The sequence below is a fragment of the Sphingobacterium sp. NPDC055431 genome, assembly GCF_053644255.1.
In genome coordinates, this window is sequence record NZ_JBSHLH010000028.1 from 21,914 (window position 1) to 37,503 (window position 15,590).

Below are 15,590 nucleotides of genomic sequence, written 5' to 3' on the forward strand. Positions count from 1 at the left end.
TTTTATCCGCCATACATCCCCAGCGGGGATGAATTATTTTAGCAATGGTATTGAACAAAACAGGAGTAGCAAAAACTGATGTTCGATTAATCGAACATCAGTTTTTGCTACTTACAGGCTAACGTGCCATGCCAGCTAAAATAATGGAACCCCAAAGGGGTTCTATATTAAAAAAATAAAAGAGCTAATTTATTTTCGTTGCCAAAAAGCTGTCATCACCTTCCGATAAATTTAGTCCAAATTTTTTATTCTCAGGTTGACAGTAAAAAAAGAACATTGCCCATGTGCTATTCTGAACGATTAGTGAAGAATCTGTACGCTTCTCCTTTCCCAAGTCCTGTCATCCTTTACCGAAGGTAAAGGAACTGTACGCCAATACAAGCAAGTTCGCATTGCTCCGAGATCCTTCCTTCGTCAGGACGACAGTATGGTGGGTAACCGAAAGTTGAGAAACTGTTCTCTATGTTGAACCAGGATTGGGATTTGCCTCGCTCTCCCAACGAGGATGGGAGGATGGGCCAAGATTTGGATCAATTTATTAATATCAATGTTTAGCAGATAACAATATATTCCACTGAAAGCCTACTTTCAGGTATAGTCCTAAACCCCAGATTCCTTGGGGGGCTTTCATACAAATAGGTCCCATTTCATAATTGAAACTAAAGTCTTTGCCAATATCTCTATTGATTCCCCAAGTTGCAGCGAAACCTGTGGCTACACCTTTATCAAAACTAGGTTTTTCTTTTGCTTCTTTCTCTCCCACCGTTGTATCAAATGTCCAGCCTGCCATTAGGCCTAAATAACGAAGAGCGAGGAAATTTGATGAATTATTTTTAATGGATTTGCCATTTTGTAATCGATTTGAAAAACCATAATATTTCTTGACCGATAAGGACCAGGTCGGCATCAACACAATTGTTCTATTATAATGATTCCAACGCTCCTTATCTCCTATTGGTAAAGCATGAAAACGTGTTAAACCTCCTAATGTAAGACCTGCATGCATCTCGAGGACAGCATCTTGAAAAACTGGCTTTTCAAACTGATATGCTAACATGGGTTTTACGATATTCGCACGGATGCTATGATTCTCTACAACATATGAACGGATTGAATCATGATCAAGTGCATTGATTTCTTGAGCATGGGTAAATGGTAAAATAAACAGGAATAGCAGAATAAATATTAAAACAGATCTCATGGTTTAAAAAAATTTCTTAGGATTAAATAATAAACCAATTATTTAAAAGGTCTTTGAAAAACCAACATGAAGCCAGAAAGAAGGCACAATTTTAGAATCCAAATTATAGACTAAACTTGGTCCCACCTCCAGATTGAAATTGAAATTATTACCGAGGTCTCTATTCATCCCCCACAAGGCTACCAATCCTACTGCAGTCCGGCTGCTGAACTGTATTCTTTTGGACTTCTCTGCATTAATATTTTTAGTATCCCTAATCCATCCAATTATAGGACCGTGCAACCTTCCTCCAAAATAATTTGCACTATTATTCTCAATGCTTTTATTTTTTCGGAGCCTATTTTCAATATTATAAAAATGTTTTACCCCGACAGACATTAGTGGCATTAAAGCAAAATACCTAGCATTAACATCCAAATCTCTATATTGATCTATATCAACCGAAAGTTTACTTACCCCAAAGCTAACTAGAAGCCCTGCATTGACATCAAATACAGTTTTTGGACCTATTGGTTTTTCGTATTGAAAAGTTAAGGTTGGAGCAATTAAGGAAACTCGAATACTAGAGGTTGGTTTTACAAAATCGACAGGATCAACTATTTTATGTTTGTTAGAGTCCTGTTCTTGGGAATAAGATGAAGAAGAAAATACTGTTAAGATAAATAAAAGAAGAATTCCCCTATTCCAGCTGCTTAGTAAAGATTTAGTCATTGTCTATTTTTAATTTGCAGCAAAAATAAGGGCAACAAAATTAAAAATATAGAACAAAATTATACTTTATTAAAAATAAATGTCTTTTGTGTTAACTTCTAGAAGAATATATTATACCCTACGGACAACCTACCATAAGGATATTCACGATTAAAGTCTGGATATTGCTGATCATAGAAATGACCTTGGAGATTGAAATAACCAGAACTCAAGTTGATGGACCAACGTTTATATAATCTCAGGCTGGCTTCGACGTTCAGTCCGTGGAGGACATAGTATGAATCCGTACCCGAAATGGTAAAAAACACCCCACCATTATAGTCAGCACTTAAAATAAAGCGATCTAAGAGCATCAAATCTCCACGGAACCTATACGATGCACCGGGCCCATAATTGTAGTTTCTACTGGCTCCATATAACAAATATGGATCAGGAACTGCGGCCAATATCACCGCTCCCGCTCCCACAGACAGGTTCAAGCGATTGCCTTTATTATATCTGAATTCAGACAGCCAATTATAGTTCAAACTTTGTCCTCCGTAAAAAAAGGCATCGTTGTTATAGAAGTCATAATGGGCATTCAGGGTACCATAATGATCCCCCTTTTTAGACTTAAAGAATTTTGCACCATAAAGTAGGGCATGTACATTGACCCCATTAATAAATGAACTGTCCCCATTTCCCAATTCTAGGTTTACAGAGAACTGATCAAAAGGTCTTTTATAGTTATGGTCACCATTGCTATAGATAAATCGCAATCGACCGTAAAAAGCATTCTTTCCTTCATTCAGGAAATCACCTTCCTTGGCATCAAAGCGTCGCACTCCTAAATCCAGTTCCGCCTTGATGACAGAAGAGTCGGCTCCATAATAATCATCTATCGGTTTACCCCATTTACCATCTAAAAAGCGATTCAATCCGTTGATAGGATTCACCAAAGTCGCTACGATCTCGTTTCCGATCCTATTATGGTCCGTACGGTTTCTCGCAAGGATGTTGCGGGAAACCCGATGCATCATCTCCCCCATCAATATCCCTCCAAAGGTGGTATTGACTAAATCGTTGATGGAAGGGTGCTGTGTTTCGCCAGCTGTCTCCCATATATAACTTCCGGCTACCGTGGCCAGGGAGGATTGGTAAAAATTGTAACCATTACTACGAAAGGCATTGAAATAAATCTGTCCATGGAAAGGATGGTCAATCTGATTGGTGGTAAATTGGTTGTCATCCCAATCCCAGGCACTAAATCGCTGATGGTCCAAAAAGTTTTGGAAACTGATATATGAATAAGGATCTTTCGTGATAAAACGGTTGAAGGAAGCCGGTAAAGCTTGAGCCAAAAACCATTGAGCTCCTGCACGCCAAAATTTCTTTTCCCTCTTGGGATTCAGGTCCCATTCTAAGGTATCCTTGATAAACGCAGGTTCATCGGGAAGGACAGCTAAGCTGTCTTTTCTAAATTTTATCGTGTCAGTAACAGATTTGGTCTCTATCTGACCTAGTGACTTTAAAGTGGATAAAATTAAGACCCACGTGAGAAGAAATAGTGTCCTGTGATTTAGTTGCAATGCTATAGAAGTTAAATTTGGCGTAAAATTAATGTATTAGCCTGAAAGCGAAAACTCAAATTTCGATTCCTACCCATTCGTGACAAAGCGTTTTTGTCAGGTTCAAAACAGTTTGCGCTTTAAATGGTTTTAATTATATTTAAGGGATAACCAACAGAATCACAACATGAAAAGACTATTTTTAAGTTTGGCCATTCTGCTGATGGGCTTTGCAGTCATTGCTCAATCCAAGCAGCCCCTACATGGAGCTTACCTCGCAAAAGATGGAAATGTCAATCACCTATGGCTATTTGTAGATGGCTACAGTTCATATATCCAATATGAAGACAACAAGTATATTTCTACCTGGGGAGGTCCATTTAGCACATCAAACAATGGAATACAGGTAAACGTGGAATATAATGATGCCAATCCAGCTGAAATAGGCACTGAAAAGGCCACAAACGCCCAATTGGATGGTAAAGGCATCAAAATGGGAACCCTGAACTTCGCGAAACAAACTGCCAATAAACAGGATTTGGAAGGTCTGTGGCGGATAACCGGCAGGAAAGAAAAAGATAAAATGTCCAATATACCGCGTGGCGACAGAAAGACTATCAAAATATTGGTTGACGGCTATTTCCAATGGATTGCCATAAATCCTGCTGAAAAGGGCTTTTATGGTACCGGTGGAGGAAAATATAGTTTTAAGGATAAGAAATATACCGAAAACATCCTATTCTTCTCCAGAGACAATAGCCGTGTCGGTGCTTCCTTGTCCTTTGATGGCGAAATCAAAGATGGCGCTTGGAACCACAGTGGCTTGAGCTCAAAAGGTGACCCTATCTTTGAGATCTGGTCTAGGGACAATAAATAGAAATTTATCATAAAAAGAATCGGGGCATTCAAATGAAGGCCCCGATTCTTTTTATGATAATCTCTTAACCAAAGAGGTCTGAACTGAGGTATCGATCGCCTCTATCACAAACGATAAATACAATAACGCCCTCTTCGATTTCATTAGCCACGGTCAAGGCTGCTTGAAAAGCTCCACCAGAGCTCATCCCGGCAAATACCCCTTCTTTTCTGGCTAATTCCCTAGCTCTCTGGGTTGCATCTTTTTGGTCGATGTCTATAACTCGATCCACTCTACTTGGATCAAAAATCTTTGGAAGGTATTCCTCTGGCCATCTTCTGATGCCGGGAATAGAGGAATCTTCAGTAGGTTGACAACCTACGATCTGTACCTCTGGATTCTGGCCTTTCAAATAGATTGAACAGCCCATAATGGTTCCTGTAGTTCCCATTGCACTGACAAAGTGGGTAATCTTTCCATCGGTATCACGCCAGATCTCGGGCCCCGTAGTTTTTACATGGGCTTCGTAATTATCAGGATTGGAGAATTGATTGAGAATAAAGTATTCACCGCTTGCGGCTTTTTCTTCGGCATAGTCCCGGCTCACCTCCATATTGTCCAACAACGTCACCTTACCCCCGAAAGCTTCCATGGTCAAGGTCCTCTCCCTTGTTGAAGTAGATGGCATCACCAATTCAATCTCTAAGCCATACATACTCGCGATCATGGCCAAGGCAATACCGGTATTGCCACTTGTGGCTTCAATCAACTTGCTATCCTTATTGATCTCGCCACGTTCCATGGCAGAACGGATCATATTTAAAGCGGCACGGTCCTTTACCGAACCTCCGGGATTATTCCCTTCAAGTTTTGCATATATTTTAACCTTAGGGTTGTCATGAAATCCTTTGATTTCCACCATCGGTGTATTTCCAATTAAGTCTATGATATTCGCCATTATGCTAAAGGTTTAGAGTCAATAAATTTTGAATTGGGTTGATGATATACGGTCGTATAAGGGTCAACGCTGCTGGTCAACCACACATTTCCTCCAATCACAGAATGATGGCCCACTACGGTTTCACCTCCCAAGATGGTCGCTCCAGCATAGATAATGACATGGTCTTCGATAATGGGATGCCGCTGGGTATTGGCCATGTTCTTTTCCACGCTCAAGGCACCCAAGGTTACCCCTTGGTACAGCTTGACATGCTTGCCGATCCTACAGGTTTCTCCAATCACGATACCGGTACCATGGTCAATATGTAGGTACTCATCGATGAAAGCTCCTGGATGGATGTCAATGCCTGTTTTTGAATGTGCATGCTCCGTCAGTATCCGTGGAATCAAAGGGATTCCTTGGATCCACAGTTCATTGGCCAATCGATAGATACTGATAGCCAAAAAACCGGGATAGGTCCGTATCACTTCATTCAGACTCTGTGCTGCCGGATCGCCTTCCATGATGGCTTCTGCATCGGTCAGCATGCGCTGATAGATGGAAGGCAGGTTAGCAAAGAACTTTTCGGATACTTTCTTGATATTGCAGCTGGAACATGCTTTTGTTTTGAAAAGCAAAAGATAGAGATCTGCCTCAGCCTGCTTGAATGCAGCTTCAATTTCCTGAACCGTATTGAAGGTTCTTGAATTCCGTTCAGGGAACAACAGATGCAGCAATTCAACTGCCCAATGAGCAATGGCTTTATTGCTGGGCATATCTTGGACAGCCTGTTGTTTTTCGTATATATGTTGATAGAAATCCTCCATTATCATGGGTAGGTTGAATTATTTTAAAAATTTTAAAGCACTAGTTTTTCAAAGAGTTCTTGATGTGTTTTTTCTGCATCTAAGCATAAGCCTGGATGTACGGCAGAGCATTGGATCAAGGTGCTCCGTTTAGCGGTTAGCCAACGAAAACGTTCGGTTTGATCCAATTGGGCAAGGGCCCCACCCTCTTTGCTCCCTAAACAGACTTGCTTCATGGATTCCAAATGAGCCCGGATCTGGTCAAAGTCGATATCCTTATATAACAATTCGCAGCGGCCTTCATCCACATGGTACAGGATATTGGCATATCGTTGCTTCCTGCAATATAACAGCACGCCTACATTGACAAATTCCTCTCTTTCAACACGCGGAACCAGTCTTACCACAGCATATTCGTATAAAGTCCTATCCTGCATGTTGAATTTGATTTACAAAAACTTCAGAATGGCTCGCTCTTCTGGAAATAAACTCCACATACACTTCACGCACTTCATCAGCACTAAGATCGCGAACCTCATCAATTAACCATTCATCGGGTATTACATCGAGGATTTTCCTGATATTTTCTTTGTTGAACAGCTCTTTATAGGTTGCATCGATAAGGGGAACATCTTTGGCCTTGGATAAGAGGACATGGTCCTTGATCTGAACGAAAGGTTTATCAACGGTTTCTTCCCAATTGTCCCAGTTATGGTGGAAATAAAGTGCTGCCCCATGGTCTATAAGCCATAATTCCTTATGCCAGATCAGCATATTGGTATTTTTCACGGTCCGATCTACATTCATCAAAAGGGCATCCAGCCAAACGATCTTGGAAGCTTCCTCGGAGGAAATTTCATCGACATTGGCATCAAAGGTGATAGCTCCATTCAGATAACTTACACCGAGGTTCTTGCCTACTGAAAACTTGAGCAGGTCTTGGATCTCTTCATCCGGTTCGGTCCTGCCGAAGCCTACATCCAGATCGGCATACACCATTTCAGGAACCCGAAGTCCTAAGAACCTAGCCAGTTCGCCACCGATAAATTCAGCGACCAAGGCTTTTTTCCCCTGTCCAGCTCCTCGGAACTTGATCACATAGCTAAATCCATCATCCGCATCAACCAATCCGGGCAGCGAACCACCTTCGCGAAAAGGTTGGACATATCGGATGATATTCACCTCTCTAATTTCAGGACTCTTTATTTCCAGCATCTATTCTATGTTATAGTTTAGGAGACCCTCATAAGGATCTCCTTGGATTTTCAATAATTTGGCAAAAGCCGGTTCAGTCTTTATTCCTTGCGACTTCAGCTTGATGATCTGTTGTTTAAATTCCTCGCCGAAGGTCTCCAAAAGTTTGGCCTCGATCAACAGATGTCGAAAACCATACTGTTCAGCCACCGGTCTCCCCTCTCCATAGACTTCCAGCAACATATCATCAATTTTAAAGTTAGCAATTCCAACTTCTATTCCACGCACAGTTTCTACTTTAAAGCTGTATCCATTGTGTTTTTCGAAATTTTCATGACATTTTCTTTTAAATATGTCGAGGTCATAGACCTCACAGGCGATATCCAAATCGCTGTTCCACACAGCTATGTCAATGGGAATGGTTCCAATAAGGACGGGTTTGAAATCCTGCAAAGCTTCCATTATCCTATGATTCCGGATCAAATCATAAGATTTCCTTTGCAGTGAAGTGCCCATTTTGAGATAGGAAAGATCAAAAAACCTAGCAGATTCCATCCTTCAAAGTTAATCTAAAGTGCTCATAAATATTGAAAATCGAGGAAATTGTACTGTAAAGTGACTTAAAGGTTAAGGATATTCTAGCTATATTTGTGAGACTCATACTATAATGCAAAATCAATTTATGGATACAAATACAGAATACAATCGTATTATCAACATATGCCAAGAGCTATTTATTAAAAAGACCAAAGACTATGGTACAGCTTGGCGAATTTTACGATTAAGTTCTTTGACTGATCAGATTTATATCAAGGCCGCCCGTATCCGTTCTTTGGAAGAAAAAAAGGAATCGAAAGTTGGCGAAGGAGTAGTCGATGAATTCATTGGAATCATCAATTATTGTGTGATTGCTTTGATTCAACTGGAAATTGGCAATACGGAAAACGAGAACTTGGACCCCAAAATCGTGGCGGAGAAGTATACCGAAAAGGTGAATGAGACCCGCGACCTGATGTTTGCCAAAAACCATGATTATGGCGAGGCTTGGCGGGACATGCGTGTTTCATCGATGACCGATCTGATCTTGATGAAATTGCATCGTGTAAAACAGATTGAGGACAATGATGGCCAAACTTTGGTATCGGAAGGATTACAAGCAAACTATCAAGATATGCTGAACTATGCAGTCTTTGCACTGATCAAATTAGGTTTGGCAAAATAACGAACAACATGACTTATACACAGAGCTATTCCCAAACAAAACAACCCAAACCTAATGTTTTATTATGGATTGCTAGAATTCTGGTTGGATTATTATTTATCTTCTCCGGATTGATAAAGGCCAATGATCCGATGGGATTTGGCTATAAGCTGCAAGAATACTTCCATGTCCTCAACCTTGGATTCCTAAGTGATTATGCCACTTGGATCGCTATTTTCCTTTGTGCTGTCGAGATCATCCTCGGTGGTCTGTTGATCCTGGGTGTAGCTGGCAAGAAGGTCGCTTGGGGCTTATTGCTCTTGATCATATTTTTTACCTTTTTGACCTTTTACTCTGCATTTTTTGAGGTAGTCAAATCTTGCGGCTGTTTTGGTGATGCCATTCCATTGACCCCTTGGCAATCTTTCTTTAAGGACCTCATTTTATTGATCCTGATCGTTTTTATCTTTATTAAAAGAGATCAGATCAAACCTTTCATTAGAAGTCTATTTACCAGAAATCTGTTGACTGCACTCATCATATTGGGTTCATTTGGTATTGGGATATATACCTATTATTTCCTTCCATTTATAGACTTCCTTCCTTATAAAGAAGGAAACAATGTACCTGAATTGATGAAGGTACCGGAAGGTGCTGAGCCTGATGTATTTGAACATATCTACGAGTTGAAGAATAAAACCACGAATGAGACAAAAAAGGTAACTGACAAAGAATACATGGGTCAGAAGCTGTGGGAGGATGAAAACTGGGAAGTTGTGGGTGATCCGCAGACTAGGTTGATCAAAAAAGGATATGAAGTAAAAATACCTGATTTGATTATTACGGATATGGACGGTACAGATCGCACAGAGGAAGTGATCCAAAACCCATATTACAATTTTATTGTGGTAAGTACAGACCTTAAGAAGATGTCACCTTTTGATTTAGCGGCATTGGACCGCATCAACACGACGATCAGGGACCTTTCTGAAGACTATAATATCAGGGCCGTTTTGGCGACTGCTTCATTTTCTGATGAAGTAAACTACCTGAATGACCAAATGGACCTTGTGCTGGAGACATTCTATGTGGATGCCGTTCCATTGAAAAGTATGGTCCGCGCAAACCCTGGGGTTATGCTGATGCTGAATGGTACCGTTGTAAAAAAATGGTCGCAGTACAATTTTCCTAGCAAACATGAGTTAATAACTAAATATCTAGACAAAGTAGAATGATTCAGCGACCAGTTTTCCTGATTGGCTTTATGGGAAGTGGGAAGACCACATGGGGAAAGAAATTGGCAAATGCCTTAGAGGCTCCTTTCGTGGACCTGGACCATGAAATTGTTGAGCATATCGGCATGAGCATCCCTGAATATTTTGCTTTAAATGGCGAAAATAAGTTCAGGGAAATCGAAAGAGAAATATTGCATGCCCAAAAGGACAAATCTGGCATTATTTCTACGGGCGGTGGTACGCCATGTTACTTCGACAATATGGATTGGTTATTGGAAAATGGAACCGTCCTCTATCTGAAGCACAGCCCAAAATCCTTATGGAGCAGGTTAAGCCAATCTGATGTCAAAAAGAGACCGGCCTTGAAAGGCTTTACTGGGGATGAACTCTTGAACTTTATAGAGAGCAAACTGGAAGAAAGAAACCCATTCTATGATCGCGCACATATCTTGGTCGATCAAATCAATACACCTTTGGAGGACCTAGTCTCCTTGGTAATAGCAAACATTGAATTACATGAGCAATAGATTCTACTCATCTATTTTTATCGCTGGAATGCTTGCACTGCTGTCCTCATCTTGTTTTAGGACAAATAGCTCGAGCAGTATAAGCAATATGCCACAGGTGGATCAGGTTTTCAACCTGAAGACAGTGGATGACCTTTACCATTTCCTGACTTACAATGAGAACTCCTACCCTTTGGTCAGTGCCCATCGTGGTGGTCCAAGTGATGGTTTTCCTGAGAATGCAATTCCGACATTTGCAGAGGTGGCCAGCAAGATGCCAGCCATCATTGAATGCGACATTGCCATGACCAAGGATTCTGTTCTGGTCCTGATGCACGATGAAACTTTAGACCGTACCACAACTGGAAAAGGACGGGTTTCCAATAAAACATATGAGCAACTGAAAGACCTCAAGCTAAGGGATAACAATGGCGAGCTGACAAACTACAGGATCCCTACCTTAGAAGATGCCTTGCAATGGGGTATCGGAAGGGTTATCTATACATTGGATGTCAAGAGATCGGTTCCTTATGAGAAGGTTATTGAATTGATCCGAAAGGCAAAAGCAGAAGCTAACAGCATTATCATCACCTACTCGGCTAACCAAGCCGAGGTTGTGAACAGGTTGGCTCCAGATCTCATGATCTCGGCTACGATCAAAAACAGGGATGATCTGAACCGCCTAAGTGAACTGAGTATTCCAGATACCCGATTAATCGCTTTTGTGGGCACTCGCGAGCCAGATACTGCTCTATATACGATGTTGAGACAGCATGGGATTAAATCCATTTTAGGGACAATCGGCAACTTAGACCGATCGGCTGAAAAAGCGGGATACCAGCTATATGCTGATTTTATCGTTAGAGGAGCAGATGTGCTATCGACTGACAGACCCTTTGAAGCTTGGAAAGCATTGGATTTCTATATCAAAAAAAGAAACATAGAATCGCCTTTCATTAATTAATCTATTTTTCAGAGAAAATATAGCGTAAGCCTTGTTAATATAGATTAACAAGGCTTTTTATATGTTGTAACCCATATCCTACAAAAGATAAAATTTTATCAATACGAAAACATTATTAATTGCATCTTGTTGATTAGTTAAAAGAAAACAAGATTATTATGAAAAATTTACTACTAACATTAGCCTTATCAGTAGGCTGCTTATCCTATAGCACAGCACAGGTAGAAGTAAAAACCGTACCTCAATCTTCAGCGGATGTTGGTATGGCTCCGATCAGACAAGGAAATTGGATGATTGGTGGATCTGTAGGAAGTTTAGGATATAGCTTTGAAGGAGAATCCTTCAATATCCAGTTGAATCCACGTGCTGGATACTTTATTTCAGATGGTATTGCAATAGGTGCACAGGCAAATCTGGGTTTTACTTCGGGAAAAGATGACAACCCTAATAATTGGGGATATGGTATTTCACCATTTGTCCGTTATTACTTCCCTGGAGGTGCTAGCGCAACAGGTCGTTTCTTTGGACAGGGTGATGTCGGAATCGGCGGAAGCTCTGCAGGTGATGATGTATCGCTTAACCTGGGAGCAAATGTAGGTTATGCCCATTTCATAACACAAACTGTGGCATTGGAAGTTATGGCTGGTTACAATTATTCAAAAGCCAATATTAATGCTTCTGGAACTCAGAATGGCCTTGGATTATCAGTTGGTTTCCAGATTTATTTGCCAGGAAGAAACAGATAGTAGAATTAATACCTTTTCTGGTTTGACCAGATAAGATTTCAATCAAAAATTAAATTCCAAAAAAAAGCTTAGCGAAATTTCGCTAAGCTTTTTTTGCAATAAATAAAACAATAGTCTATTATTATTTTTTCATACTTCCTGTTTCGTTGAAGCGAATGTGCCAACTGAAGGCTTCTTCCAATAGATGTGGAGTATGTCCACCGCGCTGACAAGCACGGTCGAAGTAAGATTGTAATTCTTCTCTATAGTCTGGATGTACACAGTTGTCAATGATCTTCTGCGCCCTCTCCCTTGGTGCGAGACCGCGTAAATCTGCCAAACCGATATCTGTTACCAAGATGTCAACATCGTGCTCTGTATGGTCCGTATGGGACACCATAGGCAAGATATGCGAAATCTTGTTGTCCTTGGAAGCGGCTTGGGTCACGAAAATACTTAGATAGGCATTTCTCGCGAAATCTCCCGAACCTCCGATTCCATTCATGATCTTGGTCCCACCGATATGGGTAGAGTTCACATTTCCATAAATATCAAATTCAATAGCGGTATTGATGGCTATGATTCCCAAACGACGGATCAAACCTGGCGTATTGGAAATGTTCTGTGGACGAAGCACAAACTTGTCGCGGTATTTCTGAAGGTTATCAAATACCCTGTCATAGCATTCTTTGGAAACGGTAACCGATGATGCCGAAGCAAAGCTCAATTTTCCAGCATCCATTAAGTCAAATGCGGAATCCTGCAATACTTCAGAGAACATGGTCAGATCATAGAAATTACTATGTAAGAAACCGGTCAAAACGGCATTGGCTACTTTTCCGATTCCAGCCTGGATTGGAAGCAAACGATCTGATAAGTGTCCTAGGTTTACCTCCTCTTCGAAAAACTCCAGGATATGCTCAGCGATCTTGGTGGTTTTCTCATCAGGTGGAGCGATGTCCGCAGGGCTATCATGTTGACTGGTAAAGACAATGGCCGCTACTTTATCCGGATTTAAGGGAATGGTTTTCCTTCCGATCTTATTCCATGGTGCGACAATCGGGATTACATTTCTATGTGGGTAATCTTCCGCTTGGTAGATATCGTGGATTCCATAAACATTCTCATGGACCGAGGTATTGATTTCCAGGATTACTTTCTTGGCCAAGGCAGCGAATGTAACTGAATTTCCTACGGAAGTCGTTGGTACTACGCTTCCATCTCTGTCAATATAGGTTACTTCCAAAACGGCGATATCTACATCTGGAAGGTTTTTATTATGTAAGAGTTCGGCGCTTTCGCTCAAGTGCTGATCGATGAAAAGCACTTCACCATTATTGATTTTGCTTCTCAGGACAGGGTCTACCTGAAAGGGCATACGCTTTTTCAAGGCACCAGCTTCAGCAAGTTTCCCGTCGGTACCATGACCTAGGGATGCTCCTGTCATTAAAGTGATCTTAATATTTTCTTTTTTGGCGCGTTCTGCTAATGCGGGTAAGATGACCTTACTGTCTCCAGCCTTGGTGAATCCACTGGAGCCTACAACCATACCGTCTTCGATTAATTTGACAGCTTCTTCGGCAGTAGTAACTTTTTCTTTAAGTCTTTCAAGACGTATTCTGTCCAACATATCAATACATTTGTGTTCCCTCTAAAAGAGTGAGGCAATATTAGTCAATATTTTATTTATTAAATTATTCATAATAGCCAGTTACTTTTTTTGTACAAATAAAAAGTAACTGATTACTTACTAGACACATTTACTATAGATTCCTTGTGGATAGGATAAGAAATCGCCATAGATTGATGTTAGATGCTGTTAATTTAGAGCAAATGCGATAATATTCAAAAGATGTGGATATCTTTTTTTTAAAATATTTCAAAAATGTAAGGCAAACACTTGTGGCTTGTGGTCCTCAAAACGCCCTTGTTTTGCTTTTCTCAAATAAAAACAGGAAATTTATGCCACATTAACGCCTCATCTGGATGCAAAAGGAATATATTGATAAATATTATATGACAGAAGTAGATACTTATGACAACAGTATCTATTGTCATCATGCAGTAATGGGTGACTCGGTTACTGAGCACTCACACAAAAAAGGTCAATTCCTTTATACGGAAGGTGGGGTTGTCTTTTTGAAGACGGCAGAGAAATCTTACTTTCTCCCTGCGCGCCACTATATCTGGATTCCCCCGCATGTAAAACATAGCATTCACCCGAGTAGCTCCGAGGTGGTGATGAGAAACCTGTACTTTCCTAAGTACGAGACCGACACAGAATTTTTCGATAAGGTCAATATCTATCCGGTCAACGATCTATTGATCGAATTGATCATGTTTACCAATCGCTGGAACGGAAACATCTTTCCTGAGGAAGAACCTCGCTATTCTATTGCGAAAGCCTTTAAGCTTATCCTGCCTGAGCTTTCCCAAACGGAGTTGCCTTTGGCCCTTCCCTATCCTAAAAATGACAAGCTAAAGCAGATCATTAATTATCTGGAACTGAATATTGCCGAGAACATCAGTTTTAAGAGCCTGGCAGAGCATTTTGATATCTCCGAGAGGACATTGGCAAGATTGTTCCAGAAAGAACTGGCCATGTCGTATATTCAATACTTCACGATCTTAAGGATGCTGACCTCCTTGAAGCTCCTACTGGACGACAAACTTAGCGTGAATGAAGTGGCATTGCGAGTAGGATACAATAGTCTGCCTACCTTTAGCAATACCTTTAACAAGGTTATTGGCGTGCGCCCTAGTGAATATGTAAAAAACCGTAATTTACTTTTATAATCCTTAATAAATGAATTTCAAGACCATTATCGCCGGTTTGCTGCTGGGAACTATGTTTTCTTGCTCAGCAACCTCACAAGTCAACCAAAAAACAACCGTAAAAACCCCTAAACCTATTCAGTTATTTAATGGCAAGGATATCAAAGATTGGACTCCTAAGATTAGATTGCATGAAGTAGGCGACAACTATGCGAATACCTTCCGAGTTGAAGATGGGCTTTTGAAAGTCCGTTATGATGGATATGATGATTTTAACCAACAGTATGGACACTTAGCCTTCAATAAACCATATGGTTATTATGTGCTAAGGCTAGAATACAGGTTTGTAGGCGAACAGACCAAAGGTGGCGAAGGCTGGGCATGGGCCAATAGCGGCGCCATGTTGCATGGACAAGATCCTAAAACCATGTTGAAAGACCAAGACTTCCCGATCTCTATCGAAGGACAGCTCTTGGGCGGAAACGGTAAGGACGAACGCACGACTTCCAACCTATGTACCCCCGGAACCAATGTCGTAATTGACGATAAGTTATTCACCCCACATTGTTTGAGCTCCAAATCGAAAACTTACCATGGTGACCAATGGGTAACCGCTGAGTTTGTCGTACTTGGAGATTCATTGATCCAGCACGTTCTGGATGGACAGGTAGTTTTGGAATACAACAAACCGCAAATTGGAGGTGGAAGTGCATCACCAGTGGATCCTAAGGTGAAACAAGATGGTAAATTATTGGACAAAGGCTATATCTATTTACAAAGTGAAAGCCATCCCATTGATTTCCGTAAAGTTGAACTTTATGACCTAGACTCCTATAAGGGTGACAAACAGAAATTAGATCAGGTTGTAAAATCAATCCTGAGCAAATAAGAAATATGCCCATAAAAAAAGCTGCGCTGACCTTTTGGTC

The 15,590-nt window shown here is 40.8% G+C and carries 17 protein-coding genes; 8 read left to right on the forward strand and 9 right to left on the reverse strand.

Annotated elements, in window-relative coordinates; genetic code table 11:
* Window positions 1-544: 544 nt before the first annotated feature.
* From ACWIB3_RS17605 to ACWIB3_RS17615, 3 genes are all read right to left on the reverse strand, one after another.
* Window positions 545-1,201, reverse strand: coding sequence for a hypothetical protein (locus tag ACWIB3_RS17605; RefSeq protein WP_454292264.1), 657 nt, complete (start codon window positions 1,199-1,201; stop codon window positions 545-547).
* Window positions 1,202-1,243: 42 nt separating this feature from the next.
* Window positions 1,244-1,912, reverse strand: coding sequence for a hypothetical protein (locus tag ACWIB3_RS17610; protein WP_454292265.1), 669 nt, complete (start codon window positions 1,910-1,912; stop codon window positions 1,244-1,246).
* Between the two features lie 98 nt (window positions 1,913-2,010).
* Window positions 2,011-3,480: a DUF3943 domain-containing protein gene (locus ACWIB3_RS17615; protein ID WP_454292266.1), complete on the reverse strand. Its 1,470-nt coding sequence runs from the start codon at window positions 3,478-3,480 to the stop codon at window positions 2,011-2,013.
* 166 nt (window positions 3,481-3,646) lie between these two features.
* On the opposite strand from ACWIB3_RS17615, the gene ACWIB3_RS17620 reads away from it, so the two are divergent.
* Complete coding sequence (locus ACWIB3_RS17620; RefSeq protein ID WP_454292267.1) at window positions 3,647-4,336, forward strand: hypothetical protein; 690 nt, start codon at window positions 3,647-3,649, stop codon at window positions 4,334-4,336.
* Between the two features lie 64 nt (window positions 4,337-4,400).
* Here ACWIB3_RS17620 and cysM read toward each other — a convergent pair whose 3' ends face one another.
* From cysM to ACWIB3_RS17645, 5 genes are read right to left on the reverse strand one after another with little or no spacing between them, the layout of a single operon-like run.
* Window positions 4,401-5,273 carry a cysteine synthase CysM gene (cysM, locus tag ACWIB3_RS17625; protein ID WP_313261121.1) on the reverse strand — a complete coding sequence of 291 codons (873 nt, stop codon included), beginning with the start codon at window positions 5,271-5,273 and terminating at the stop codon, window positions 4,401-4,403.
* On the reverse strand, window positions 5,273-6,088 hold the full coding sequence (locus tag ACWIB3_RS17630) for a serine O-acetyltransferase (RefSeq protein WP_185214299.1): 816 nt from the start codon (window positions 6,086-6,088) through the stop codon (window positions 5,273-5,275). The genes cysM and ACWIB3_RS17630 overlap by 1 nt, the downstream gene beginning before the upstream one ends.
* Before the next feature lie 26 nt (window positions 6,089-6,114).
* Window positions 6,115-6,498, reverse strand: a complete 384-nt coding sequence (locus ACWIB3_RS17635; protein ID WP_454292268.1) for a DUF3037 domain-containing protein — start codon at window positions 6,496-6,498, stop codon at window positions 6,115-6,117.
* Complete coding sequence (locus ACWIB3_RS17640; RefSeq protein WP_409529764.1) at window positions 6,488-7,276, reverse strand: HipA family kinase; 789 nt, start codon at window positions 7,274-7,276, stop codon at window positions 6,488-6,490. Before ACWIB3_RS17640 ends, ACWIB3_RS17635 begins: the two co-directional genes overlap by 11 nt.
* Window positions 7,277-7,810, reverse strand: a complete 534-nt coding sequence (locus ACWIB3_RS17645; RefSeq protein ID WP_454292269.1) for a DUF4269 domain-containing protein — start codon at window positions 7,808-7,810, stop codon at window positions 7,277-7,279.
* 127 nt (window positions 7,811-7,937) lie between these two features.
* On the opposite strand from ACWIB3_RS17645, the gene ACWIB3_RS17650 reads away from it, so the two are divergent.
* From ACWIB3_RS17650 to ACWIB3_RS17670, 5 genes are all read left to right on the forward strand, one after another.
* A complete protein-coding gene (locus ACWIB3_RS17650; protein WP_185214296.1) occupies window positions 7,938-8,477 on the forward strand; it encodes a DUF1599 domain-containing protein in 540 nt (179 codons plus the stop codon).
* 8 nt (window positions 8,478-8,485) lie between these two features.
* Window positions 8,486-9,691 carry a BT_3928 family protein gene (locus ACWIB3_RS17655; RefSeq protein WP_454292270.1) on the forward strand — a complete coding sequence of 402 codons (1,206 nt, stop codon included), beginning with the start codon at window positions 8,486-8,488 and terminating at the stop codon, window positions 9,689-9,691.
* On the forward strand, window positions 9,688-10,218 hold the full coding sequence (locus ACWIB3_RS17660) for a shikimate kinase (protein ID WP_454292271.1): 531 nt from the start codon (window positions 9,688-9,690) through the stop codon (window positions 10,216-10,218). Before ACWIB3_RS17655 ends, ACWIB3_RS17660 begins: the two co-directional genes overlap by 4 nt.
* Window positions 10,208-11,161, forward strand: a complete 954-nt coding sequence (locus tag ACWIB3_RS17665) for a glycerophosphodiester phosphodiesterase family protein (protein ID WP_454292272.1) — start codon at window positions 10,208-10,210, stop codon at window positions 11,159-11,161. Before ACWIB3_RS17660 ends, ACWIB3_RS17665 begins: the two co-directional genes overlap by 11 nt.
* 158 nt (window positions 11,162-11,319) lie before the next feature.
* Window positions 11,320-11,907 carry a porin family protein gene (locus tag ACWIB3_RS17670; RefSeq protein WP_093098522.1) on the forward strand — a complete coding sequence of 196 codons (588 nt, stop codon included), beginning with the start codon at window positions 11,320-11,322 and terminating at the stop codon, window positions 11,905-11,907.
* Window positions 11,908-12,028: 121 nt separating this feature from the next.
* Here the strand turns inward: ACWIB3_RS17670 and ACWIB3_RS17675 are convergent, their stop codons facing one another.
* Entirely contained in the window at window positions 12,029-13,516 is a 1,488-nt protein-coding gene (locus ACWIB3_RS17675) for a succinate CoA transferase (RefSeq protein WP_454292273.1), read from the reverse strand.
* 386 nt (window positions 13,517-13,902) lie between these two features.
* Between ACWIB3_RS17675 and ACWIB3_RS17680 the strand changes: the two genes are divergently transcribed.
* Both ACWIB3_RS17680 and ACWIB3_RS17685 read left to right on the forward strand, forming a co-directional pair.
* Window positions 13,903-14,682, forward strand: coding sequence for an AraC family transcriptional regulator (locus ACWIB3_RS17680; RefSeq protein WP_454292274.1), 780 nt, complete (start codon window positions 13,903-13,905; stop codon window positions 14,680-14,682).
* A 10-nt stretch (window positions 14,683-14,692) separates the two neighbouring features.
* Entirely contained in the window at window positions 14,693-15,550 is an 858-nt protein-coding gene (locus ACWIB3_RS17685; protein ID WP_454292275.1) for a 3-keto-disaccharide hydrolase, read from the forward strand.
* Window positions 15,551-15,590: the final 40 nt, after the last annotated feature.

Excerpts from the sequence above, each read along its gene's own strand:
- ACWIB3_RS17605 (WP_454292264.1), bottom strand. The coding sequence starts at position 1,201 with ATGAGATCTGTTTTAATATTTATTCTGCTATTCCTGTTTATTTTACCA.
- ACWIB3_RS17610 (WP_454292265.1), bottom strand. The coding sequence starts at position 1,912 with ATGACTAAATCTTTACTAAGCAGCTGGAATAGGGGAATTCTTCTTTTA.
- ACWIB3_RS17620 (WP_454292267.1), top strand. The coding sequence starts at position 3,647 with ATGAAAAGACTATTTTTAAGTTTGGCCATTCTGCTGATGGGCTTTGCA.
- cysM (WP_313261121.1), bottom strand. The coding sequence starts at position 5,273 with ATGGCGAATATCATAGACTTAATTGGAAATACACCGATGGTGGAAATC.
- ACWIB3_RS17630 (WP_185214299.1), bottom strand. The coding sequence starts at position 6,088 with ATGATAATGGAGGATTTCTATCAACATATATACGAAAAACAACAGGCT.
- ACWIB3_RS17635 (WP_454292268.1), bottom strand. The coding sequence starts at position 6,498 with ATGCAGGATAGGACTTTATACGAATATGCTGTGGTAAGACTGGTTCCG.
- ACWIB3_RS17640 (WP_409529764.1), bottom strand. The coding sequence starts at position 7,276 with ATGCTGGAAATAAAGAGTCCTGAAATTAGAGAGGTGAATATCATCCGA.
- ACWIB3_RS17645 (WP_454292269.1), bottom strand. The coding sequence starts at position 7,810 with ATGGAATCTGCTAGGTTTTTTGATCTTTCCTATCTCAAAATGGGCACT.
- ACWIB3_RS17650 (WP_185214296.1), top strand. The coding sequence starts at position 7,938 with ATGGATACAAATACAGAATACAATCGTATTATCAACATATGCCAAGAG.
- ACWIB3_RS17655 (WP_454292270.1), top strand. The coding sequence starts at position 8,486 with ATGACTTATACACAGAGCTATTCCCAAACAAAACAACCCAAACCTAAT.
- ACWIB3_RS17660 (WP_454292271.1), top strand. The coding sequence starts at position 9,688 with ATGATTCAGCGACCAGTTTTCCTGATTGGCTTTATGGGAAGTGGGAAG.
- ACWIB3_RS17665 (WP_454292272.1), top strand. The coding sequence starts at position 10,208 with ATGAGCAATAGATTCTACTCATCTATTTTTATCGCTGGAATGCTTGCA.
- ACWIB3_RS17670 (WP_093098522.1), top strand. The coding sequence starts at position 11,320 with ATGAAAAATTTACTACTAACATTAGCCTTATCAGTAGGCTGCTTATCC.
- ACWIB3_RS17675 (WP_454292273.1), bottom strand. The coding sequence starts at position 13,516 with ATGTTGGACAGAATACGTCTTGAAAGACTTAAAGAAAAAGTTACTACT.
- ACWIB3_RS17680 (WP_454292274.1), top strand. The coding sequence starts at position 13,903 with ATGACAGAAGTAGATACTTATGACAACAGTATCTATTGTCATCATGCA.
- ACWIB3_RS17685 (WP_454292275.1), top strand. The coding sequence starts at position 14,693 with ATGAATTTCAAGACCATTATCGCCGGTTTGCTGCTGGGAACTATGTTT.